The 21,751-nt window shown below is 60.4% G+C and carries 22 protein-coding genes; 1 reads left to right on the top strand and 21 read right to left on the bottom strand.

The annotated features are described in order from the left end of the window. Positions 1 to 76: 76 nt before the first annotated feature. Positions 77 to 1,417: a flagellar biosynthesis protein FlhF gene (flhF, locus tag AK821_RS17725; protein ID WP_008077677.1), complete on the bottom strand. Its 1,341-nt coding sequence runs from the start codon at positions 1,415 to 1,417 to the stop codon at positions 77 to 79. Positions 1,418 to 1,428: 11 nt separating this feature from the next. Next, entirely contained in the window at positions 1,429 to 3,558 is a 2,130-nt protein-coding gene (gene flhA / locus AK821_RS17720) for a flagellar biosynthesis protein FlhA (RefSeq protein WP_064390872.1), read from the bottom strand. Between the two features lie 639 nt (positions 3,559 to 4,197). On the opposite strand from flhA, the gene AK821_RS17715 reads away from it, so the two are divergent. After that, positions 4,198 to 4,557 carry a DUF6124 family protein gene (locus AK821_RS17715; protein WP_064390871.1) on the top strand — a complete coding sequence of 120 codons (360 nt, stop codon included), beginning with the start codon at positions 4,198 to 4,200 and terminating at the stop codon, positions 4,555 to 4,557. Positions 4,558 to 4,706: 149 nt separating this feature from the next. Here AK821_RS17715 and flhB read toward each other — a convergent pair whose 3' ends face one another. The 19 genes from flhB to AK821_RS17620 all read right to left on the bottom strand — a co-directional run bounded on the left by flhB (position 4,707) and on the right by AK821_RS17620 (position 21,748). Continuing rightward, positions 4,707 to 5,846, bottom strand: a complete 1,140-nt coding sequence (gene flhB, locus AK821_RS17710; protein ID WP_064390870.1) for a flagellar biosynthesis protein FlhB — start codon at positions 5,844 to 5,846, stop codon at positions 4,707 to 4,709. 3 nt (positions 5,847 to 5,849) lie between these two features. Continuing rightward, positions 5,850 to 6,635, bottom strand: a complete 786-nt coding sequence (gene fliR, locus AK821_RS17705; protein WP_064390869.1) for a flagellar biosynthetic protein FliR — start codon at positions 6,633 to 6,635, stop codon at positions 5,850 to 5,852. 3 nt (positions 6,636 to 6,638) lie between these two features. After that, positions 6,639 to 6,908: a flagellar biosynthesis protein FliQ gene (gene fliQ, locus AK821_RS17700; protein WP_007920026.1), complete on the bottom strand. Its 270-nt coding sequence runs from the start codon at positions 6,906 to 6,908 to the stop codon at positions 6,639 to 6,641. Then, a complete protein-coding gene (gene fliP, locus AK821_RS17695) occupies positions 6,905 to 7,663 on the bottom strand; it encodes a flagellar type III secretion system pore protein FliP (RefSeq protein ID WP_007920027.1) in 759 nt (252 codons plus the stop codon). Before fliP ends, fliQ begins: the two co-directional genes overlap by 4 nt. Next, positions 7,663 to 8,115, bottom strand: a complete 453-nt coding sequence (fliO, locus tag AK821_RS17690; RefSeq protein WP_064390868.1) for a flagellar biosynthetic protein FliO — start codon at positions 8,113 to 8,115, stop codon at positions 7,663 to 7,665. The genes fliP and fliO overlap by 1 nt, the downstream gene beginning before the upstream one ends. Next, on the bottom strand, positions 8,116 to 8,565 hold the full coding sequence (fliN, locus tag AK821_RS17685; protein WP_007920031.1) for a flagellar motor switch protein FliN: 450 nt from the start codon (positions 8,563 to 8,565) through the stop codon (positions 8,116 to 8,118). It abuts the gene before it with no gap. 56 nt (positions 8,566 to 8,621) lie between these two features. After that, positions 8,622 to 9,590 (bottom strand): flagellar motor switch protein FliM, encoded by a 969-nt coding sequence (gene fliM, locus AK821_RS17680; protein ID WP_007920032.1) that lies wholly within the window; start codon positions 9,588 to 9,590, stop codon positions 8,622 to 8,624. A 9-nt stretch (positions 9,591 to 9,599) separates the two neighbouring features. Further along, positions 9,600 to 10,103, bottom strand: coding sequence for a flagellar basal body-associated protein FliL (fliL, locus tag AK821_RS17675; protein ID WP_064390867.1), 504 nt, complete (start codon positions 10,101 to 10,103; stop codon positions 9,600 to 9,602). 349 nt (positions 10,104 to 10,452) lie between these two features. Next, entirely contained in the window at positions 10,453 to 11,817 is a 1,365-nt protein-coding gene (locus AK821_RS17670; protein WP_064390866.1) for a flagellar hook-length control protein FliK, read from the bottom strand. Between the two features lie 104 nt (positions 11,818 to 11,921). Continuing rightward, on the bottom strand, positions 11,922 to 12,269 hold the full coding sequence (locus tag AK821_RS17665; RefSeq protein ID WP_064390865.1) for an Hpt domain-containing protein: 348 nt from the start codon (positions 12,267 to 12,269) through the stop codon (positions 11,922 to 11,924). A gap of 31 nt (positions 12,270 to 12,300) precedes the next feature. Then, complete coding sequence (locus tag AK821_RS17660; protein ID WP_064390864.1) at positions 12,301 to 14,004, bottom strand: ATP-binding SpoIIE family protein phosphatase; 1,704 nt, start codon at positions 14,002 to 14,004, stop codon at positions 12,301 to 12,303. 5 nt (positions 14,005 to 14,009) lie between these two features. Beyond that, on the bottom strand, positions 14,010 to 14,315 hold the full coding sequence (locus AK821_RS17655; RefSeq protein ID WP_064390863.1) for an STAS domain-containing protein: 306 nt from the start codon (positions 14,313 to 14,315) through the stop codon (positions 14,010 to 14,012). A gap of 151 nt (positions 14,316 to 14,466) precedes the next feature. Further along, complete coding sequence (gene fliJ, locus AK821_RS17650) at positions 14,467 to 14,919, bottom strand: flagellar export protein FliJ (RefSeq protein WP_064390862.1); 453 nt, start codon at positions 14,917 to 14,919, stop codon at positions 14,467 to 14,469. Between the two features lie 6 nt (positions 14,920 to 14,925). After that, on the bottom strand, positions 14,926 to 16,284 hold the full coding sequence (fliI, locus tag AK821_RS17645) for a flagellar protein export ATPase FliI (RefSeq protein ID WP_064390861.1): 1,359 nt from the start codon (positions 16,282 to 16,284) through the stop codon (positions 14,926 to 14,928). Then, positions 16,274 to 17,080 (bottom strand): flagellar assembly protein FliH, encoded by an 807-nt coding sequence (gene fliH / locus AK821_RS17640; protein WP_064390860.1) that lies wholly within the window; start codon positions 17,078 to 17,080, stop codon positions 16,274 to 16,276. Before fliH ends, fliI begins: the two co-directional genes overlap by 11 nt. 4 nt (positions 17,081 to 17,084) lie before the next feature. Continuing rightward, the gene (gene fliG, locus AK821_RS17635; RefSeq protein ID WP_039761172.1) at positions 17,085 to 18,104 is read right to left on the bottom strand and encodes a flagellar motor switch protein FliG; all 1,020 of its coding nucleotides are present in this window, start codon (positions 18,102 to 18,104) and stop codon (positions 17,085 to 17,087) included. Beyond that, a complete protein-coding gene (fliF, locus tag AK821_RS17630) occupies positions 18,097 to 19,884 on the bottom strand; it encodes a flagellar basal-body MS-ring/collar protein FliF (protein WP_064390859.1) in 1,788 nt (595 codons plus the stop codon). The genes fliG and fliF overlap by 8 nt, the downstream gene beginning before the upstream one ends. Positions 19,885 to 19,899: 15 nt before the next feature. Then, on the bottom strand, positions 19,900 to 20,229 hold the full coding sequence (gene fliE / locus AK821_RS17625) for a flagellar hook-basal body complex protein FliE (protein ID WP_064390858.1): 330 nt from the start codon (positions 20,227 to 20,229) through the stop codon (positions 19,900 to 19,902). A gap of 127 nt (positions 20,230 to 20,356) precedes the next feature. Next, complete coding sequence (locus AK821_RS17620; protein ID WP_064390857.1) at positions 20,357 to 21,748, bottom strand: sigma-54-dependent transcriptional regulator; 1,392 nt, start codon at positions 21,746 to 21,748, stop codon at positions 20,357 to 20,359. Between the last annotated feature and the right edge of the window lie 3 nt (positions 21,749 to 21,751).

Genomic DNA, 21,751 nt, shown 5'->3' with positions numbered 1-21,751 from the left:
TACTGGCTGCGCGTTCACAACCGGAACAATGCATGGCAGACCATCGATGTAGGTACAAAAACTGTTCATGAATACCTCAGCCTACCTGCTTGGTCGGGCTGTGATAGATATCAGCGAACATGTCAGCCATGGCTTCTTCGCTGGGTTCTTCCTGCATTTGCACGCTGACGGCGCGGCTGACCAGTTGATGACGGCGCGGCAGATGCAAATCATCCGGAATCCGTGGGCCATCGGTCAGGTACGCGACCGGCAATTCATGACTGATCGCCAGGCTCAACACTTCGCCCAGGCTTGCTGTTTCATCCAGTTTAGTCAGGATGCAGCCAGCTAGCCCACAACGCTTGTAACTGTGATAAGCGGCCGTTAGAACCTGTTTCTGGCTGGTGGTTGCCAGCACGAGATAATTTTTTGAACGGATGCCACGCCCAGCCAGACTTTCCAGCTGCATGCGCAGGGCTGGATCGCTGGCTTGCAGGCCGGCAGTATCGATCAATACCACGCGCTTGCGCAGCAGTGGATCCAGTGCCTGCACCAGCGACTGGCCCGGATCGACGTGAGTCACCGGCACATTGAGAATACGGCCCAGCGTCTTCAGTTGTTCCTGCGCGCCAATACGGAAGCTGTCCATGCTCACCAGCGCGACATTCTGCGCGCCGTACTTGAGCACATAACGCGCAGCCAGTTTGGCCAGCGTGGTGGTCTTGCCCATGCCGGCAGGGCCGACCATCGCAATCACACCGCCCTCTTCCAGCGGCTCGACTTCCGGTACGGCAATCATCCGCGCCAGGTGCGCAAGCAACATGCGCCAGGCCTGACGCGGCTCTTCGATATCGGTGATCATCGCCAGCAGATCGCGCGACAACGGCCCGGACAGACCGATACGTTGCAGACGGCGATACAGGTTGGCTTGCGCCGGACGGCTGCCTTGCAGCTGATTCCAGGCCAGGGTGCCGAGCTGAACTTCCATCAGCTCGCGCAGGCTGTTCAATTCAAAGCGCATCGAATCCAGTGCACGCGGATCCACGCCGCCGGAGGACTGCGCAGGCGCAGGCGCCGGGCGCGCCGGAGCGGCGTAGGTCGGTTCGCTCAGCGGTTCGGCAGCGGTCAGTGGCAGGCCAGCCGTCAACGGCAGCCCGGCAAAGATCTGGCGATTGCTATTGCCGTCGGCTTCGCCACGCAGGCTCAACTCGGCCTGGGCGGTGACGATGCGCGACTGGGTCTTGCGCAGCTCGTCTTCGAGTTCCATGTTCGGAACCCGTGGCGCCAGCGCCGACAGTTTGTAATCCAGTGCCGCCGTCAGCTCGACACCGCCGGCAATGCGGCGATTGCCAATGATGGCGGCATCAGCGCCCAGCTCATCACGAACCAGCTTCATGGCCTGACGCATATCGGCGGCAAAGAAACGCTTAACTTGCATAAACCACTACCTCAGCCGTTGGGCCCTACTGTCGCAACGATGGTCACTTGCTTGTTGTCCGGTATTTCCTGGTAGGCCAGCACATGCAATCCAGGGACTGCGAGGCGGCCGAAGCGCGAAAGCATCGCGCGAACCGGACCTGCTACCAACAGGATAACCGGCTGACCTTGCATTTCCTGACGCTGCGCCGCTTCGATGAGCGAACGCTGCAGCTTCTCGGCCATGCTTGGCTCCAGCAGAACGCCCTCTTCCGAGCCTTGTCCTGCCTTCTGCAGACTATTGAGCAATATTTGTTCCAACCTTGGCTCCAAGGTGATCACAGGCAGCTCCGACTCAGTGCCTACAATGCTTTGGACGATGGCGCGCGATACGCCGACCCGCACCGCAGCCACCAACGCGGCAGTATCTTGACTCTTGGCGGCGTTGTTGGCGATGGCTTCGGCGATGCTGCGGATGTCGCGCACCGGCACGTGTTCAGCGAGCAACGCTTGCAGCACTTTGAGCAACTGCGACAACGTGACCACGCCCGGCACCAGCTCTTCTGCCAGTTTCGGCGAGCTTTTGGCCAGCAATTGCATGAGTTGCTGCACTTCCTCGTGGCCGATCAGCTCACTGGAGTGCTTGTACAGAATCTGGTTCAAGTGCGTGGCAACCACGGTGCTGGCGTCAACCACCGTGTAACCGAGGGATTGTGCCTGGGCGCGCTGGCTGATTTCGATCCACACCGCTTCCAGACCGAAAGCCGGATCTTTGGCGTTGATACCGTTGAGCGTGCCGTAGACCTGGCCCGGGTTGATCGCCAGTTCGCGATCCGGGTAGATCTCGGCTTCGGCGAGGATCACCCCCATCAGGGTCAGGCGATAGGCGCTTGGCGCCAGATCGAGGTTGTCGCGGATGTGCACGGTCGGCATCAGGAAGCCCAGATCCTGCGAGAGCTTCTTGCGCACGCCCTTGATCCGCGCCAGCAATTGCCCGCCCTGGTTGCGATCCACCAACGGGATCAGGCGATAACCGACCTCCAGCCCGATCATGTCGATCGGCGTCACGTCATCCCAGCCCAGCTCCTTGGTTTCCATGGCGCGGGCCGGCGACGGCAGCAGTTCCTGCTGACGCTTGACCTCTTCCAGCGCGACCACTTTGGCGACGTTCTGCTTCTTCCAGAACAGGTAGGCGCCACCGGCGGCCAGCGCGGCCATGCTCAGGAACGAGAAGTGCGGCATGCCCGGCACCAGACCCATGACCGCCATCAGGCCGGCAGCCACCGCCAGCGCTTTTGGCGAGGCGAACATCTGGCGATTGATCTGCTTGCCCATGTCTTCCGAACCGGAAGCACGGGTCACCATGATTGCCGCAGCTGTAGATAACAACAGTGATGGCAATTGCGCCACTAAACCGTCACCGATGGTCAGCAAAGCGTAAACCTTGCCGGCATCACCGAAGCTCATGTTGTGCTGAAAGATACCGACGGCCATACCGCCGATGAGGTTGATGAACAGAATCAGCAGGCCGGCGATGGCGTCACCACGGACGAACTTGCTGGCACCGTCCATCGAACCGTAGAACTCGGCCTCTTGGGCAACTTCCTGACGGCGCATCTTCGCCTGATTCTGATCGATCAGGCCGGCGTTGAGGTCGGCGTCGATCGCCATTTGTTTGCCGGGCATTGCATCGAGGGTGAAACGCGCGCTCACCTCGGAAATCCGCCCGGCACCCTTGGTGACCACGACAAAGTTGATGATCATCAGGATCGCAAACACCACGATACCAACCACGTAGTTACCGCCGATCACCACCTCGCCGAAGGCCTGGATCACCTTACCGGCTGCGGCGTGGCCGTCCTGACCGTGGAGCATCACAACGCGCGTCGACGCTACGTTCAACGCCAGCCGCAGCAAGGTCGCGACCAGCAGAATGGTCGGAAACACGGCGAAATCCAGCGGCCGCAGTGCGTACACGCAGACCAGCAGCACGACGATCGACAGGGCAATGTTGAAGGTGAAAAACACGTCGAGCAGGAACGGCGGAATCGGCAACATCATCATTGCCAACATAACCAGCAGCAACAACGGCACGCCCAGATTGCCTCGACTGAGGTCGGCAACATTCGTGCGAGCAGTGTTGAATAACTGAGAGCGATCCACCGGTTTTCCCCGTTCCTTTAAAGCAAACTTTTGACGCCCAGAGCGGGCTCACGGCGGGTACTGCAAGAAGCTTTCCAACTTTTGCCGGGGAGTGAAATCGGGAGAGAAAACATGACTCATGCAGGAGTGAGCCTGCTCGCGATAGCGGTCTGTCTGGTTCGAATCCATCGACTGAAAAAGCCCCATCGCGAGCAGGCTCACTCCTACAGCGGGACCGCATTCCAAATGTGGGAGCGAGCTTGCTCGCGAAGGCGCCAGTGCAGTCAGCGCAATGCGCTTCTTAAACTCTGGCGTTTAAAAGACACCTCCAGACACGCCTTTGAGGCTACAAATCCTTGCGCCTTTGCCTACAGCCAAGCCAGAATCCGCCGGCTTGTGCGCTTTGGGGTCGGGTTCTATTGTGGGTCGGTCGCTGACGAATCAGCGATCGGGTTTAGCGACTCGAACTCAAGTCAAAGGTGCATCGGCGTTCCAGGCTTCGTTGCGGATCTGTATTTTCGCGATTTCGTCATGGTGGCTGTATGCGGGAGACCTTCGGGTCTGCCGGGTGCCTTTGACCGGTTCGCTAACCTGCGTACAGCCGCCACCCCTCCTGTTTAGCGACAGGTTGTAGCGGCTCCACCTCAAAGGAGCTTCACCATGATCAAACCAACACCCAACCCGCCCGAAACCGACCCCACCTCCCCCTACGAATCCCTCGATTCGAAAAAACTCCACGAAGCCGCCGACCGCGCCCTCGACCACTACCTCTGCCCACCCGGCGCCACGCCGCCGCCACGCAGAACCCGCTCGATGTATGCCGTAACCGCAGACTTCAAAAACGAGGAGCTGCTGGCCGACGCCTGCGAAACCCTCGCTTGCGCCAGAACCATCGCCAACGACTTCGCCAATCTCATACCGGCATCGCAGCGCAGGACGCTGCTGGGTATCGCGCAATTGATCATGCTCGGGGAGCTGGCGGTGAATCGGGCGCTGGATAATCTGCAGTTGCCGAATTAGTTCGGTCACAGATCGTTCCCACGCTCTGCGTGGGAATGCCTCAACGGACGCTCCGCGTTCGGCTCTGGGAAAGGGACGCGGAGCGCCCCGAGCTGCATTCCCACGCAGAGCGTGGGAACGATCAGAGACAAAAGGTATGAGGGGAGAAATCAGGAATCGCGGCGCAGGTCCGGCGGGATCGGCAAATCATCCTTGAGCGGATCCGGGCGTTTGCCCTTGCCCGCACGGTACTGGCGGATCTGGTAGACGTAGGCCAGCACCTGGGCAACCGCCAGGTAGAGGCCACCAGGAATTTCCTGATCCAGCTCGGTGGAGTAGTAAATCGACCGCGCCAGCCCCGGCGATTCAAGGAGCATGACGTTGTTGGCCACGGCGATTTCGCGGATTTTCAGGGCGAGGAAGTCGCTGCCCTTGGCCAACAGTATGGGCGCGCCGCCCTTTTCGGAATCGTACTTGAGCGCGACAGCGTAGTGCGTCGGGTTGGTGATGACCACGTCGGCGTCGGGAATCGCCGCCATCATCCGGCGCTGGGACATTTCGCGCTGGGTCTGGCGGATGCGCTGTTTAACCTCTGGGCGACCTTCCTGATCCTTGTGCTCGTCGCGCACTTCCTGCTTGGTCATCAGCAGTTTCTTGTGCGCCTCCCAGAGCTGCACCGGCACGTCGACGGCGGCGATGATGATCAGGCCGCAGGCGAGCCACAAAGTGCTCCAGCCAACCAATGTAACGCTGTGAATGATCGCCATTTCAAGCGGCTCATGAGCGATCCGCATCAAGTCATCGACATCCGACATCAGCACCACCAGTGCCACACCCAAAGTGACCAGAAACTTGGCCAGTGCCTTGAGCAGTTCGACCACAGCCTTGAACGAAAACATTCGCTTCAAGCCTGCCGCCGGGTTCATCCGGCTGAACTTGGGTGCCATGGAGCCGGCCGCAAACAACCAGCCACCCAGAGAAATCGGCCCGATCAATGCCGCCAGCAATAACGTGATCATGAACGGCTGGATGGCCAACAACGCCATCTGACCCGACTTCAACAAAAATGCGCCCATGGAACCCTGATCCATGATCACCTCACGCGACAGCGTGAAGTTCATGCGCATCAGTTCCATCAGGTCTTCGGCCAGCATACCGCCGAACACCAGCAGTGCGCCGGCGCCAGCCATCATCACGGCAAGGGTGTTGAGTTCTTTGGAGCGGGCGATCTCACCCTTTTCCCTGGAGTCCTTTTTACGTTTCTCCGTGGGGTCTTCTGTTTTGTCCTGACCGCTTTCGCTCTCAGCCATGACTCAGCGCGCCCGTGCCAGTTCGCGTAACAACTGCAAGGCCTCGGTGGCCAGCGGCTGATACTGATTGAGAATGTCCGCCAGCCCCACCCAGACGATGAACAGCCCGAGCACCAGGGTCAGTGGGAAACCGATGGAGAAAATGTTCAATTGCGGCGCTGCACGGGTCATCACGCCAAATGCGATGTTGACCACCAGCAACGCGGTGACAGCCGGCAACACCAGCAACAACGCTGCGCCCAGCACCCACCCGAGCTTACCGGCCAATTCCCAGTACTGCGCCGTCATTAATCCGCCACCGACCGGCAGCGTGGTGAAACTTTCGGTGAGGACTTCGAAGACCACCAGATGGCCGTTCATCGACAGAAACAACAGGGTCACGAGCATGGTGAAGAACTGTCCGATCACCGCCACCGAGACGCCGTTGGCCGGGTCGACCATCGAGGCGAAGCCCATGCCCATCTGGATCGCGACAATCTGCCCGGCCACGGCGAACGCCTGGAAGAACAGTTGCAGGGAAAACCCCAGCACGGCACCCACCAGAATCTGTTCGGCAATCAGCAGCAAACCGCTCAGATCCAGAGGGCTGACCGCCGGCATGGGCGGCAGGCCCGGGGCAATGCACACGGTGATCGCCACGGCGAAATACAGGCGTATCCGCCGCGACACCAGCGTGGTGCCGAACACCGGCATGACCATCAGCATCGATGCGACGCGAAACAGCGGCAACATGAACGAGGCCACCCAGGTACTGATCTGGGTGTCGGTCAGCTGAAGCAGCGATTGCATGGCTTAGCCGATGACCATCGGAATGTTTTTGTACAACTGGATGATGTATTCCATGAACGTCTGCACGATCCACGGACCGGCGACGATCAGCGTCACCAGCATCACCAGCAGACGCGGCAGGAAGCTCAGAGTCTGTTCGTTGATCTGCGTCGCGGCCTGGAACATCGCCACCAGCAGGCCAACCAACAGGCTCGGCACCACCAGGATCGCGACCATCAACGTGGTCAGCCACAGCGCTTCACGAAAGATATCGACCGCGACTTCCGGCGTCATGGCGAGACACCCCCGAAACTGCTGGCCAGGGTGCCGATGATCAGCGCCCAACCATCAACCAGCACGAACAGCATGATCTTGAACGGCAGCGAGATGATCAGCGGCGACAGCATCATCATACCCATCGCCATCAGCACACTGGCCACAACGAGGTCGATGATCAGGAACGGAATGAAGATCATGAAGCCGATCTGGAACGCGGTTTTAAGCTCAGACGTGACAAAGGCCGGTACAAGAATGGTCAACGGTGCCTGATCCGGCGTGGCGATGTCGGTGCGCTTGGACAGGCGCATGAACAGCTCAAGGTCGCTGGTGCGGGTCTGCGCGAGCATGAAGTCCTTGATCGGCACCTGAGCCTTTTCCACCGCTTGCTGAGCGGTGAGTTTTTCCGCCAGGTACGGTTGCAGCGCATCGTTGTTCACCCGGTCGAATACCGGCGCCATGATGAACAGCGTCAGGAACAGCGCCATGCCGGTGAGGATCTGGTTCGACGGCGTCTGTTGCAGACCGAGGGCCTGACGCAGGATCGAGAAGACGATGATGATCCGGGTGAAACTGGTCATCAGGATGACCGCCGCCGGGATAAAGCTCAGCGCGGTCATGATCAGCAGGATCTGCAGACTGACCGAATACTCCTGCGCGCCATCGGCGTTGGTGCCCAGCGTGATCGCCGGGATCGACAACGGATCGGCGGCGAACGCCAGTGGCGCGGCCAGCAACAGGGCCAGCGTCAAGACGATGCGTAACGCACCCATTACTTCGTATCCTTCTGATCCTTGCCGAGAATCTTCAGCAGCTGCTGGGCAAATTCCGGGGTCGCTTTTTCACTGGTCGCAGGCACGTCGACCGGTTCCTTGAGCACATGCAGCGCGGTGATGGTGCCGGGGCTGAGCCCGAGCAGGATCTGCTCGTTGCCGACCTGGACCAGCAGCAAGCGGTCACGCGGACTCAGTGCACGCGATCCGATCAGCTCGATCACCTGCCCCTTGCCGGCAGGACCCGCCTGCTGCACGCGACGCAACAGCCAGGCGAGGAAAAAAATCACCCCCAGCACCAGCAGCAGGCCGAACACCAGTTGCGTCAATTGCCCGGCCACGCCGCTGGTCACCATCGGCGCGGTAGCGGCAGGCACTGTCGTGGCTGTCGACGGCTCAGCAGCCAGCACGCTCAGCGGCAAGGCCAACAGAGCCCAGAGAAACCTTTTCACTCAGCGCAGCTTCTTGATGCGTTCGCTTGGGCTGATCACGTCAGTCAGGCGGATGCCGAACTTCTCGTTGACCACAACCACTTCGCCGTGCGCGATCAGCGTGCCATTGACCAGCACGTCCAGTGGCTCACCAGCCAGACGATCGAGCTCGATCACCGAACCCTGGTTGAGTTGCAGCAGGTTGCGGATGTTGATGTCAGTGCTGCCCACTTCCATCGAGATCGATACCGGGATGTCGAGGATGACGTCCAGGTTCGGACCATCCAGCGTCACTGGATCGTTATTTTTCGGCACGCTGCCGAACTCTTCCATCGGCAGACGCGAGCCGCTGGCCGCGTCGGCCGCCAGCAGTGCGTCGATGTCAGCTTGACCATCACCGGTTTCTTCCAGGGCCGCAGCCCATTCGTCAGCCAGTGCCTGGTCGTCCTGGGCGTTCATATCGTCGTTCATCATGTGTCCTCGGCGGGCAACAATTCAGTTAATGCAAAAAGGGGTGTGGCGCCGCTTCAGCGACGCTCGATCGGCTCGATCACTTGCAACGCGAGATTGCCTTTGTGCGAGCCCATCTTGACCTTGAAGGCCGGCACGCCGTTGGCGCGCATGATCATTTCGTCCGGCATCTCGACCGGGATCACATCCCCCGGTTGCATGTGCAGGATGTCGCGCAACTTCAACTGGCGGCGAGCGACGGTGGCGCCGATCGGCACGTCGACATCGAGCACGTCCTGACGCAGGGCGTTGACCCAGCGCTCGTCCTGATCGTCGAGGTCGGACTGGAAACCGGCATCGAGCATTTCACGCACCGGCTCGATCATCGAGTACGGCATGGTCACGTGCAGGTCGCCGCCACCGCCATCGAGTTCGATGTGGAAGGTCGACACCACAATCGCTTCGCTCGGGCCGACGATGTTGGCCATGGCCGGGTTCACTTCCGAGTTGATGTACTCGAAATTGACTTCCATGATTGCCTGCCAGGCTTCTTTCAAATCGACGAAAGCCTGTTCCAGCACCATGCGCACCACGCGCAGTTCGGTCGGGGTGAATTCACGCCCTTCGATCTTGGCGTGACGGCCGTCGCCACCGAAGAAGTTGTCCACCAGTTTGAACACCAGTTTGGCGTCAAGGATGAACAGCGCGGTGCCGCGCAACGGCTTGATCTTGACCAGATTGAGGCTGGTCGGTACGTACAGCGAGTGCACGTATTCGCCGAACTTCATCACCTGTACGCCACCGACGGCAACGTCCGCCGAGCGGCGCAGCATGTTGAACATGCTGATGCGGGTGTAACGGGCAAAACGCTCGTTGATCATTTCCAGAGTCGGCATGCGTCCACGGACGATGCGATCCTGGCTGGTCAGGTCGTAGCTTTTGACACTGCCGGGTTCGGCAGCGTTATCGGTCTGTACCAGACCATCGTCGACGCCATGCAACAGCGCGTCGATTTCATCCTGGGACAGCAGATCCTGCACGGCCATGTCGTGTTCCTACTGCAGTACGAAATTAGTGAAAAGCAACTGTTCGATCACCACTTTGCCCAGCTCTTTCTGCGCCACTTCCTGGACGCTGGCTGTGGCCTTCTGGCGCAACATCTCCTGGCCGACCGGGGTCGCCAGTGTGGCGAAATCCTGACCGGAGAAGAGCATTACCAGGTTGTTGCGGATCACCGGCATGTGCACTTTGAGCGCGTCCAGATCGGCCTGGTTACGCGCCAGCATGGTGAGGCTCACCTGCATGTAGCGCTGACGACCGTTCTGGTTGTAGTTGGCGACAAACGCCGGCGCCATCGGCTCGAAAATCGCCGGTTGCTTGCCGACGGGCGCTGCATCGGCGGCCTCGGCAGGCTTGCTCTGGGCACTGTGCATGAAGAACCAGGTCGCCCCCACGGATGCACCAATGGCCAATAGCAATGCCAGCACGATCACAATGATCAGCTTGAGTTTGCCTTTGGTTGCGGGGTCTTTCACTGCTGCTGTTTCGCTCTTCGCCATGCCAATAATCCGTCACTAATCGGGTTTTCACAGTCGCACGGCAAGGCAAGAGCAAGTGTTATGCCAGAAGTGTCAGTGATGGTGGAGACAACGCTAAAGTCAAAGGCACCCTCACCCCAGCCCTCTCCCGGAGGGAGAGGGGGCCGACCGAGGTGTCAGACGTCAAACATCGACCTCAAAGACTGAGTCGATTATGGATTTACAGCAGAAGTAGTGAGACATCGACCTGAAAGACCGAGTCGATTGTGGATTCACAGCAGAAGTAACCGGTCGGCGCACGTCCCGAGCACCCCCCGATCAGTCCCCTCTCCCTCTGGGAGAGGGCTAGGGTGAGAGGCTCTTGATTTGATCAGGCGTAATAGTCGACCGCGCTGCTGCCGATCACGCTGGTGGTTTGAGCAGCGGCTTCAGCAATGGCGGCAGGCGCCAATTCTTCATCCGCCGAATCGAGGCGACCGCCGGCCGCGCTGGTGCGGCCACTCTGGCCCTGCTGCGCCTGCTCCTGGCCTTGCTGGCCCTGCCAGCCACGGCTCTGGTCGGAGACATTGACGTCAACCTGGCCCATGCCCTGCTGGTTGAACATGTCACGCAGGCGATGCATCTGGCCGTCAAGTGCTTCGCGCACACTTGGATGCGCGCTCATGAAGGTCACCTGTGTCTGCTGATCCGGCACCATGTTCACGCGGATATCCAGACGCCCGAGTTCGGCCGGCTGCAATTGAATGTCCGCCGCCTTCAGATTGGCGCTCGACAGATACATGACGCGGTTGACCACTTCTTCGGTCCAGCCGCTCTGATGCATGGCAATTGGTTGATTCACCGGTACCGCGTTGGCGGTCTTCGGTGTCGCGGCCTGAGTCAGTGCCGCCAGACGGTTGGCGAAGTCATCGACACGGGTATCGCTGGTCGCAGTCTTGAGGTCTTTGAGACCGTCATCGATCAAACCACTGAAAGCCTTGTCACCGCCCTGACTGGTGCTGTCCTTGTCGGCTTGCACGTCGAGCATACCGGCCATGCCGGCCGCAAAATTCTGCGCCGCCGTCAGCTCACCGTCGGCCTGAGCCTGAGCCGGCGAGGCTTTCGGTTGCGCCTGGCTGGCAGCGGAAATATGCCCGCCCTGCTCCATCGCCATACGCACCACTGGCAGCGAGTCGAGGGGGTCCGCCGAAGGATCGAAATCACTGTCAGTGGCAGGCGCCGGGTCTTTGACCACGCTCGGCAATGCGGCGAGCGCAGGGGGGTCAGTTTCAGGCTGGGCGGCGGCAACCGGGGTCGGCACCACGGGCGGCGTGGTCACCGGCTGCACAGCGATTGCCAATGCCGGATCGAGTGTCGGGTCAACGGGTGCGGCATCAACCACTGCCGGCTGAGAAGTGTCCGTGCTGTCGTCGCTGCTGGCGGTGGTGTCATCGCTCGCGGCGGTTTTATCGGCTGGCAAGTCGTTGCCGCTATCGGCAACCGCCGGTTGCGCAGCGGCAGATGGATCCTGGCCAACGTCCTTTTTACCGCTGTTGTCAGCGCCCTTGTCGCGCGGCGACTTGGGCGAATTGTCAGCGGCTGCAACAGGCTTGCTCGACCCCTGATCGGCGAACACTTTCGCGAAGCTTGAGGCTTTATCCCCGGTGTCTACGGCCATCGCCGACGTTTTGGCAGAAGCGGCTTGCGCCTTGGCCTGAGCGGCGTTTTGAAGAAGGATGTTGGGGGTCGCAGGCATGAAACGGTCTCCGCTGCACTGGGATCGTAGGTACAGTTGCGGAGATATCTGCAAGTGCCGGGCCAGTTTTGTCCGGCGCTTGAGAAAAGCGCCGGACGGCGGGATCAGTGGGTGTGAGCGGGACGTTTTTCGCTTTCGTAAACCGGGCGAACTTCAGCAAATTCGCCACTGATCTCAGCGACCAGTTTGACTATTTCCGCCGGACTCTTGTCTTTGGCGTCCGATTCGAGTTCCTGGCAGAGTGCCGCCAAACGGACAGCGCCCATGTTGCTGGCGCTGCCCTTGAAACTATGGGCAACTTCCGACAACACCTTGGCATCAGAGGTCTTTTGCAACTCGCCCAAGCGACTTTCGGAATCCGCCAGAAAGGTATCCAGAAGCTCCGGATAACCCTCCTCCATGACTTCGCGCAGTACGCTGAGCGCCTCGCGATCAATATGTGTGTCAGCCACTTGTTCACTCCTTGATCAAGAATTGCGCGGATTATGCCTGAACCTCCCAGGAAAACTCCACGCGGGCACTACGACCTTCGTCCGACCAACTGGCGTTGCGCCCCAATTGCCGGACCAGGCTGACACCACGTCCCGACAAACGGACACCGTCCAGCGGTCGATCCATCACCCGCGCCACATCGAAGCCCTTACCACTGTCGTCCACCCGAATCACCAGACGACCGCCGTCGCCCTGCGGCTGCACCTGCAAATGCACGCGCACGAAACCGTCCTGCAACGCCTCCAGCCGATCGTTGCGCTGCTGATAGTAGCGAGCGAAACCCGCCGCATCGCGCTTGAGACTGGAATCCAGCCCGAGCACGCCGTGCTCGAGCGCATTGGAATACAACTCCGCCAGCACGCTGTACAAAGCACCACTCTGCGCCCGCAATCCATGCACCTCAAGCAGCAACTGCAGCAGGTACGGCAACGGATTGAAACGTTTGAGCGTGGCGCCGCAAAACTCGAAGCTTACCGACCAGTCCAGCGGGCACGACTGGCCGCTGTCGGAATACACCGGTGCCGAGGGCTTGACCTGCGCCGGCTCCAACAGGCTGACCTCGACCATGCTGACGTCATCGCGCGCCTCGCCGCGAAAATCCCGCAGTGCCTGCTCGATGTCCTCGAACAAGCGATCCGGCTCGCGGTTGGCGGCGAACACCTGCTGCAAGCGCTCGACGCCGAACAATTGATCACTGGCATCGCTGGTGTCGATCACCCCGTCGGACAACAGGAAAACCCGGTCACCGACTGCCATCGGATGAACTTCAGTGCAATCGTCGAACGCTTGGGGGCTGAGCACTCCCAACGGCAGATGCCGCGCGGCCAACGGCACGCGCTCGCCCGTGGCGATCCGGTGCAGATAGCCGTCGGGCATGCCGCCATTCCACACTTCGACCGAGCGCCGTTGAGAACTCAGGCACAGCAGCGTCGCGCAGCAGAACATGTCCACCGGCAGGATGCGCTTGAGCTTGGCGTTCATCTCGCGCAGGGTTTCGGCGAGGCCGTAGCCCTTGGCGGTCATGCCGTAGAACACTTCGGCCAACGGCATCGCGCCGACCGCAGCCGGCAACCCATGGCCGGTGAAGTCGCCGAGCAGCACATGCATGTCGCCGGCCGGGGTGTACGCCGCCAGCAACAAGTCACCGTTGAACAGCGCGTAAGGCGATTGCAGATAACGGATGTTCGGTGCACTGAGGCAGCCGGAGTGCGCAACCTTGTCGAACACCGCTTTGGCCACGCGCTGTTCGTTGAGCAGGTAATCGTGGTGTTTGGCAATCAGATCGCGCTGCTGCAGCACGGTCGCCTGTAACCGGCGCAAGCGGTCCATCGCCTTGATTTTGGCGGCAAGGATCACTTGGTTGTAGGGCTTCGCCAGAAAGTCGTCGCCGCCGGCATCCAGACAACGCACCAGCGCTTCGCTTTCAGTGAGCGAGGTGAGGAAGATGATCGGCACCAGCGTCTCGCCCGCCAGCGCCTTGATCTGCCGCGCGGCCTCGAAGCCGTCCATCACCGGCATCATCGCGTCCATCAGCACCAGATCGGGTCGCTGTTGGCGAAACAGATCGAGCGCTTCGGCACCGTTGGCCGCCGTCAGGACTTCGTGGCCCTGGCGACGAACGATGGTCGACAGCAATAAGCGATCGGCGGCGCTGTCTTCGGCGATCAGGATCGTCAGCGGCTCTTGCACCTGCATGGCCGTCAACTGATGTCGAAGAGTTTGTCGAAATTGGAGATGGCGAGGATCTTTTTCACGTCGGAGCTGCTGTTGACGACTCGCACGTCCGAGTTATCGCCGCCGGCGTGATCGCGCAGCAGGAGCAACATGCCCAGTGCCGAGCTGTCGAGGTAGGTGGCTTCTTTCAGATCGACCACAATGGATTCTGGTTTCCTGTCGAGCCGCTCATAAGACTCGCGAAATTCCTGATGGCGCCCGAAATCGAACCGCCCCTTGACCGAAATCGTCAGTTTTTGACCATCCGGAGATACTTCTGCAACGACTGACATTGACTGGCTTCCTTGTCATTGACGAACGTGTACAAGGTTTAGCATCTGGACAGGGTTGGGGCAAGGTCAGGAAGCCAGATCAAAAGATCGCAGCCTTCGGCAGCTCCTACACCGATCCCCTGCCGAAGGCTGCGATCTTTTGATTTTTGTTTCAGAACGGATTCTGTCGGGGCAATCGCTGCGACAGTTCATCAAGCAGCTTCTGCTCGCGCTTGTCTTCGAGGCGTTGCGCCTCTTCACGGTAGCGCTGCACCAGTTTGCGCAGGCCTTCGACTTTGGCGAATGCCTGTTGCCAGGCCTCACGCGCGTTGTCCAGATTCTTCTGGTGCCAGTTCAGGCTCTGCCGTTGCTGATCGACGGCGGTGTCGAGCTGCGCCAGAAAGCCCTGAAAACCCAGCAACCATTGGCCGGTCACGCCGGTGGCGCCGCGCACGATCCATTGCTCGGAGTAGTCCAGACGAAAGGCATTGAGGTCGGCCAGCTTGCTTTCTGCGACCTTCACTTGCCCCTGAAAGTAACCCAGCCGCTGCACAGCGGTTTTCTCGGCTTTTTCAGCCATGTCCACCACCGGCGCCAGACGCGCGGCTCGACTGACGGCGGCCATGAGCGGTTAACCGCCCGCCGCAGGTGCGAACAGCGTTTCGAGATAGGCCTGACTTTCGCCCATGTTGATTTTGTCGTTGAGGCCCTGACGCTGATAGCGGACTAACTGCGGTTGCAGGGAAATCGCCACGTCGGTTTCACGGTCGCCGCCGGCCACATAGGCGCCGACACTGATCAGGTCACGACTCTGCTGATAACGCGACCACAGTTGTTTGAAATACTGCGCACGCTGCATGTGCTCCGGCGAAACCACCGCCGGCATCACCCGGCTGATCGACGCTTCGATGTCGATGGCCGGATAGTGCCCTTCCTCGGCCAGACGCCGGGACAGCACGATGTGGCCGTCGAGTACGCCTCGCGCCGAGTCGGCAATCGGGTCCTGCTGGTCATCGCCCTCGGACAACACGGTATAGAACGCGGTGATCGAACCACCGCCCTTCTCCGCATTACCGGCGCGCTCCACCAGTTTCGGCAGCTTGGCGAATACCGACGGCGGATAACCCTTGGTCGCTGGCGGCTCGCCGATGGCCAGGGCGATTTCCCGCTGGGCCTGAGCGAAACGGGTCAGCGAGTCCATCAGCAACAGGACGTTCTTGCCCTTGTCGCGGAAATACTCGGCGATGCGCGTGCAGTACATCGCCGCGCGCAAACGCATCAACGGCGCGTCATCCGCCGGCGAGGCAACCACCACGGAACGTTTGAGGCCTTCTTCACCGAGGCTGTGCTCGATGAATTCCTTGACTTCGCGACCCCGTTCACCGATCAGGCCAACGACGATAATGTCGGCTTCGGTGAAGCGGGTCATCATGCCCAGCAACACCGACTTACCGACACCGGTACCGGCGAACAGGCCCAGACGCTGGCCACGACCGACCGTCAGCAAACCGTTGATGCAACGGATACCGACGTCCAGCGGCTCGCTGATCGGGTCACGGTTGAGCGGGTTGATCGTGGGGCCGTCCATCGGCACCCAGTCTTCGGCCTTCATGCCGCCCTTGCCGTCCAGCGCACGACCGGCGCCGTCGAGCACGCGACCGAGCATGCTCATGCCCATCGGCAACCGACCGGTATCGGCCAGTGGCACCACGCGGGCGCCGGGGGCGATACCGGCGACACTGCCGACCGGCATCAGAAAGACTTTGCTGCCGGAAAACCCCATGACTTCCGCTTCCTCCTGCGAGGGGTGATAGCTGTCGTCATTGATCACCAGACAACGTGTGCCCATGGCAGCGCGCAGGCCTTCGGCTTCGAGGGTGAGGCCGACCATGCGCAGCAGGCGACCTTCAAGAATCGGCGCGCCGGCAATTTCAACCGCCTCGGCATAACTGCTCAGGCGCTTGGCGAAACTGGTGCGTTCAAGGCGCATCGGGTTCGTCCGCGAGCGGCTCTTCAGACGTGGCCGCCGGTTTCACGTCTTCGGGGATATCCAGAGTCAGATCCGCCTCGGCCGGGTGCAAGGCTTGCTCGTGCAACTGATCGAACAATTTTGCCATGACCTGGGCCACGCGGGTTTCGATGCTGGCATCGATGCGGCTGTGCTCGGTTTCAACCCGGCAACCACCCGGCAACAGCGATTCATCTTCGACAATGCGCCAGGTTTCCTCATGACGTTCGCGCAAAGCCTTGGCTTGCTCGAAGTCCTGCGGATTGACGTACAGGCGCACGTTGTCGACGCCCAGCGGCAACAGCTTGAGCGCATCGCGCATGACGTGTTCGATCTGGCTGGAATCGATGGCCAGTTCGCGCTTGATCACTTGTTTGGTGATGTGTTGCACGAGGTCGACCAACGACTTTTCGATCTGCGTGTCTTGCTCGGCGATGGGCTCGAACAGATTCGCCATCAACTGCTCAAGGCTGGCGAGTTTGGCGGTGAGCGCCACCTCGGCTTCTTGACGCACCTTGAGCGTGGCACTGTGAAAACCTTCCTTTTCGCCGATGCCGAAGCCCTCGTTGTAAGCCTCCTGACGGATGCTTTCGAGTTCTTCCAGAGTCAGTGGCTGGACTTCTTCCAGCGGCACTTCTTCCATTTCCGGCGGTTCGGGCTCCGGTTCAGGCTCGGGTTCCGGCTTCGGCAGGTCGAAGCTGGGCATGGCCCAGGATTCGAAACCACGGACATCGCGGGCACGGATCAGATCCGTCACATCGTCGTCGTGCTTGTCCATGGGCTTAGATCATTTCCTCGCCACCTTTGCCGCCGAGTACGATTTCGCCGGCTTCGGCCATACGACGGGCAATGGTGAGGATTTCTTTCTGTGCGGTTTCGACGTCGCTGACACGCACCGGGCCTTTGGCCTCGAGGTCGTCGCGCAACAGTTCGGCAGCACGTTTGGACATGTTCTTGAAGATCTTCTCTTTGACGCCCTCGTCCGAACCCTTGAGGGCCAGCACCAGCACGTCGGAAGACACTTCGCGCAGCAACGCCTGAATGCCACGGTCGTCGACATCGGCGAGGTTGTTGAACACGAACATGAGGTCTTCGATCTGACCGGACAGGTCTTCGTCGACTTCGCGGATCGAGTCCATGAGCTGGCCTTCGATCGAGCTGTCGAGGAAGTTCATGATGTCCGCCGCGCGCTTGATGCCACCCAGGGTGGTGCGCGAGGCATTCGAGTTGCCGGAGAACTGCTTCTCGAGAATCTGGTTCAGCTCTTTCAGTGCCGCTGGCTGCACGGTGTTCAACGACGACACGCGCAGGATGATGTCCAGACGCACTTTGTGGTCGAAATTGCCGAGTACTTCACCGGCCTGATCCGGGTCGAGGTACGCGACCACGATCGCTTGAATCTGCGGGTGCTCGTAACGGATCACGTCGGCAACCGCGCGCGGCTCCATCCATTTCAGGCTGTCGAGGCCACTGGTGTTGCCACCGAGCAGGATGCGGTCGATCAGGCCGTTGGCCTTGTCTTCACCCAGGGCCTGGGTGAGCATTTTGCGCACGTAGTCGTCGGAACCAACGCCGAGGCTGGTCTGATCGCCGACGATGTCGACGAACTCGCTCATGACCTGCTCGACCTGTTCGCGATGGACGTTGCCCATCTGCGCCATGGCTACGCCGACGCGCTGAACCTCTTTCGGGCCCATGTGGCGCAACACTTGTGCAGCATCGGTCGAACCCAGGGACAGCAGCAGAATCGCGGCTTTGTCGACCTTGGTCAGTTTGACGGCTGCGGCTCGGTTATCACTCATCTGCGTTAATCCACTCTTTCACGACCTGAGCCACACGACCCGGATCCTCGGCCACAAGGCTCTTGATTGCATTCAGTTGCGCGTCATAACCCTCGCTCGGGCTCGGCAACAGAATGCTCTGCGGACCACCGAGGCTCACGCGGTCGTTGGAAAGTTCGCCGTCCAGGCCGCCCATCCCGCCGAGTTCCACGTCGCTGCCAAGACCGGCCAGCTCCTTGCCTTTGCCGCCGCCGGTAATGTTGTTGAGCACCGGACGCAGCACACCAAACACCAGCACCAGGATGAACAACACACCCAGCACTTGTTTGACGATGTCCCAGAACCATGGCTGGGAGTAGAACGGAATATCGGCAATCACTTCACCGCGCTCGGCGGAGAACGGCATGTTGATCACGCTGACGCTGTCGCCACGGCTGGCGTCGAAACCGACGGCGTCCTGCACCAGACGGGTAAAGCGCGCCAATTCGTCGGCGCTCCACGGCGCACGGGTGGTTTCACCGTTGGCCGCGTTGATCTTGACCTGATCGTCGACCACAACCGACACCGACAGACGATTCAGGCGACCCTGCTGCTGCTTGGTGTGGCTGATAGAACGGTCGAGCTCGAAGTTCTTGGTCGATTGTTGACGCTTGTCGGCCGGGTACGGCGCGAGCATTGGCTGGCCGGTGGCCGGGTCCATGATCTGCTGACCGTTGGCGTCAACCAATGGCTGACCTGGCTGCACCATGCTGGCCGGCGCGGCTGCGCCACCGGTGGTTTGCGGCGCAGAGGCCGGCGCCGGTGGCTGGTTGCTCAGGGCACCCGGCACTCCTTGCGGGCCATTGCTGGCGGTGCGTTGTTCGTTGACCGACTGCTCGCTGCGCAACGCCGGTTGATCCGGGTTGAACTGCTCGGCGGTGGATTCGACGGCACTGAAATCGACATCGGCCGAGACTTCAGCCTTGTAGCGATCGTTGCCCAGTACCGGTTGCAGAATGTTGTGCACGCGCTGAGTGAGCATGCTTTCCATGCGGCGGCTGTAATCGAATTGCTTGCCGGCCATGGTCATTTCAGAGTTTTCCGCCTGATCAGAGAGCAGGTTGCCCTTCTGGTCGACGACGGTGATCTGCGATTTGCTCAACTCGGGAACGGAAGTCGCCACCAGATTGATGATCGCAACGACCTGACCCGGCTCCAGCGAACGGCCGCTGTACAGCTCAACCAGCACCGAAGCGCTTGGCTTGCGTTCGTCACGGACAAACACCGAGCTCTTCGGAATCGCCAGGTGCACGCGGGCACCCTTGACGTTGTTCAGGCTGGAAATGGTCCGCGCCAGTTCACCTTCGAGGCCGCGACGATAACGGGTCGCTTCCATGAACTGGCTGGTGCCCAGACCCTGTTCCTTGTCGAGGATTTCAAAACCGATGTTGCCATCGCTGGGAGTGACACCAGCGGCTGCGAGCTTGAGGCGCGCACGGGACAGATCATCGGCCTTGACCAGCAAGGCGCCGGAGTTCGGTTCGACGGTGTAAGGGATGTCGGCGGAGGCCAGGGTATCCATGACCTGCTTGGCGTCCATGCCGGCAAGGCTGCCGTACAACGGACGGTAATCCGGCTGCTGCGACCACAGCACCACGGCAAAGCCAATCGCCACGCTCGCAGCCAGGCCGACCAACAGGCCTACCTGACGCAGCATGGTCATCTCGGAGAGGTTTTCCAGGAAGGACAAGCCGAACAACGGCGGTTTGCCGTCTATCGGGGAGGCCTTGGCCGGAACATTATCGGCGACTGCTTCTGCCATGACTCAATCTCGTCCTTATACCGGCATCTGCATGATGTCTTGATAAGCCTGAACCAGTTTGTTGCGCACCTGGGTCAGAGCCTGGAACGACACGCTGGCTTTCTGCGAAGCGATCATCACGTCGGTCAGATCGACACCGCTTTTGCCCACTTCAAAGGCGTTGGCCAACTGAGTCGACGCGGTCTGGGTATCGCTGACTTTGTTGATCGCCTGACCGAGCATGTCGGAAAAGCTGCTGCCTCCCAGCTCAGGGACAGCGGTCGTCGATTTCGGCGCAGACATGGCATCCACTTTCATGGCCTGCATGTCCATCATCAACCGATTAAATTCAATACCTTGGCTCATGGTCTACTCTCTTGGGCGGCCCGCAATTTTTTGACACTCACTCGGCGGGTACACAGGTATTAGCAACAAGGGTGCCAGCTCACGGGCACCCCTTCAGAAAAGCGTTTGCAATGCATGACGCCACGGATCAAGTGGCGAACAGATAACCTTCGACGTCCATCCCCGCATCGCGCATTTGCGCGAGTTTGTAGCGCAGGGTTCGCGGGCTGATGCCGAGTTTTTCCGCCGCTTCTTTGCGTCGGCCACGCTCGGTGCGCAGGGTGTCGATGATCATCTGAAACTCCCGGCGGCGCAGGTCATCGCCCAATGCCCCGGCGGAATCCACGTCGATTTCCACTTCACGAACCACGGTTTGCGCGGGCGCTGCGACCGGCAACGCGGCGAACGTCACGGCACCGGCGAGACAGAAATCCTGCGGCTGGATCAAACCGCCCTGCTGCAGAATCAGCGCGCGCTGAATCGCGTTATCCAGCTCACGAACGTTGCCTGGCCACGGGTAAGCGGTCAGGCACGCTTGCGCCTCAGGCGAAAGTTTCGCCGCGGCATGCTTCATTCTATTGACGTGTTTGGCCAACAAGCGCTCAGCCAGCGGCAAGATATCGGCAGTGCGCTCGCGAAGTGGACGCCAGGCCAGGGGGAAAACCGACAGACGGTAGAACAGATCCTCACGAAAACGCCCCGCCGCCACTTCGCCCGCCAAGTCGCGGTTGGTTGTCGCAACCACACGGATATCGAGGGTGATCGGCTTGCGCGCGCCGACGCGTTCCACCTCACGCTCTTGCAACACACGCAAAAGCTTGGCCTGCAGGCCGAGGGGCATTTCGGAAATTTCGTCGAGCAGAAGCGTGCCGCCGTCGGCCTGTTCGAACTTGCCTGCCTGCGCGGCGATGGCGCCGGTGAATGAACCCTTCTCATGACCGAACAATGTTGCTTCAAGCATGTTGTCCGGGATCGCGGCGCAGTTGATGGCAATGAACGGTTGATTGGCGCGATGGGATTGCTGGTGAATGTAGCGCGCCAGCACTTCTTTACCGGTACCCGACTCACCAGAGATCAACACGGTGGAATCGCTGCGTGCGACTCGCGCCGCCAATTCGAGAAGCTGTGCACTGGCCGGCTCGACGGCAATCGGACCTTCGCTTTCGCTTGCGCCCATATTGCCCAACGCATGGCGCGCCACCAGATCCAGCAGCGCTTTGGGCTCAAACGGTTTGACCAGATAATCCGCCGCGCCTTGGCGCATGGCATCGACCGCGCGTTCGACGGCGCCATGGGCGGTCATCAACAACACCGGCAATTGCGGCTGGCGGGCCCGCAACAACGCGAGCAGTTGATGACCATCCATGCCGGGCATGTTGACGTCGCTGACCACCAGACTGAACGCCTCTCGCGCCACCGCCGTCAACGCGTCTTCAGCGCAACCGACCGCATGGTAATCATGGCCGGCCAGCAACAGCGTATCGGCCAGCGCCTCGCGCAAAGAACGGTCATCCTCGACCAGCAAAACCTTGATGCCCATGAC

Origin of the sequence: Pseudomonas sp. RIT-PI-r (assembly GCF_001297015.1) — a bacterium.
GTDB lineage: Bacteria > Pseudomonadota > Gammaproteobacteria > Pseudomonadales > Pseudomonadaceae > Aquipseudomonas.
The sequence above is the reverse complement of the archived record's forward strand: the minus strand, read 5'-3'. Positions and strand labels throughout refer to the sequence as shown.

What these genes read in the sequence shown, in the direction of transcription:
- flhF (WP_008077677.1), bottom strand. Translation starts at nt 1,417, where the DNA reads ATGCAAGTTAAGCGTTTCTTTGCCGCCGATATGCGTCAGGCCATGAAG.
- AK821_RS17715 (WP_064390871.1), top strand. Translation starts at nt 4,198, where the DNA reads ATGATCAAACCAACACCCAACCCGCCCGAAACCGACCCCACCTCCCCC.
- flhB (WP_064390870.1), bottom strand. Translation starts at nt 5,846, where the DNA reads ATGGCTGAGAGCGAAAGCGGTCAGGACAAAACAGAAGACCCCACGGAG.
- fliR (WP_064390869.1), bottom strand. Translation starts at nt 6,635, where the DNA reads ATGCAATCGCTGCTTCAGCTGACCGACACCCAGATCAGTACCTGGGTG.
- fliQ (WP_007920026.1), bottom strand. Translation starts at nt 6,908, where the DNA reads ATGACGCCGGAAGTCGCGGTCGATATCTTTCGTGAAGCGCTGTGGCTG.
- fliP (WP_007920027.1), bottom strand. Translation starts at nt 7,663, where the DNA reads ATGGGTGCGTTACGCATCGTCTTGACGCTGGCCCTGTTGCTGGCCGCG.
- fliN (WP_007920031.1), bottom strand. Translation starts at nt 8,565, where the DNA reads ATGAACGACGATATGAACGCCCAGGACGACCAGGCACTGGCTGACGAA.
- fliM (WP_007920032.1), bottom strand. Translation starts at nt 9,590, where the DNA reads ATGGCCGTGCAGGATCTGCTGTCCCAGGATGAAATCGACGCGCTGTTG.
- fliL (WP_064390867.1), bottom strand. Translation starts at nt 10,103, where the DNA reads ATGGCGAAGAGCGAAACAGCAGCAGTGAAAGACCCCGCAACCAAAGGC.
- AK821_RS17670 (WP_064390866.1), bottom strand. Translation starts at nt 11,817, where the DNA reads ATGCCTGCGACCCCCAACATCCTTCTTCAAAACGCCGCTCAGGCCAAG.
- AK821_RS17660 (WP_064390864.1), bottom strand. Translation starts at nt 14,004, where the DNA reads ATGCAGGTGCAAGAGCCGCTGACGATCCTGATCGCCGAAGACAGCGCC.
- AK821_RS17655 (WP_064390863.1), bottom strand. Translation starts at nt 14,315, where the DNA reads ATGTCAGTCGTTGCAGAAGTATCTCCGGATGGTCAAAAACTGACGATT.
- fliJ (WP_064390862.1), bottom strand. Translation starts at nt 14,919, where the DNA reads ATGGCCGCCGTCAGTCGAGCCGCGCGTCTGGCGCCGGTGGTGGACATG.
- fliI (WP_064390861.1), bottom strand. Translation starts at nt 16,284, where the DNA reads ATGCGCCTTGAACGCACCAGTTTCGCCAAGCGCCTGAGCAGTTATGCC.
- fliH (WP_064390860.1), bottom strand. Translation starts at nt 17,080, where the DNA reads ATGGACAAGCACGACGACGATGTGACGGATCTGATCCGTGCCCGCGAT.
- fliG (WP_039761172.1), bottom strand. Translation starts at nt 18,104, where the DNA reads ATGAGTGATAACCGAGCCGCAGCCGTCAAACTGACCAAGGTCGACAAA.
- fliF (WP_064390859.1), bottom strand. Translation starts at nt 19,884, where the DNA reads ATGGCAGAAGCAGTCGCCGATAATGTTCCGGCCAAGGCCTCCCCGATA.
- fliE (WP_064390858.1), bottom strand. Translation starts at nt 20,229, where the DNA reads ATGAGCCAAGGTATTGAATTTAATCGGTTGATGATGGACATGCAGGCC.
- AK821_RS17620 (WP_064390857.1), bottom strand. Translation starts at nt 21,748, where the DNA reads ATGGGCATCAAGGTTTTGCTGGTCGAGGATGACCGTTCTTTGCGCGAG.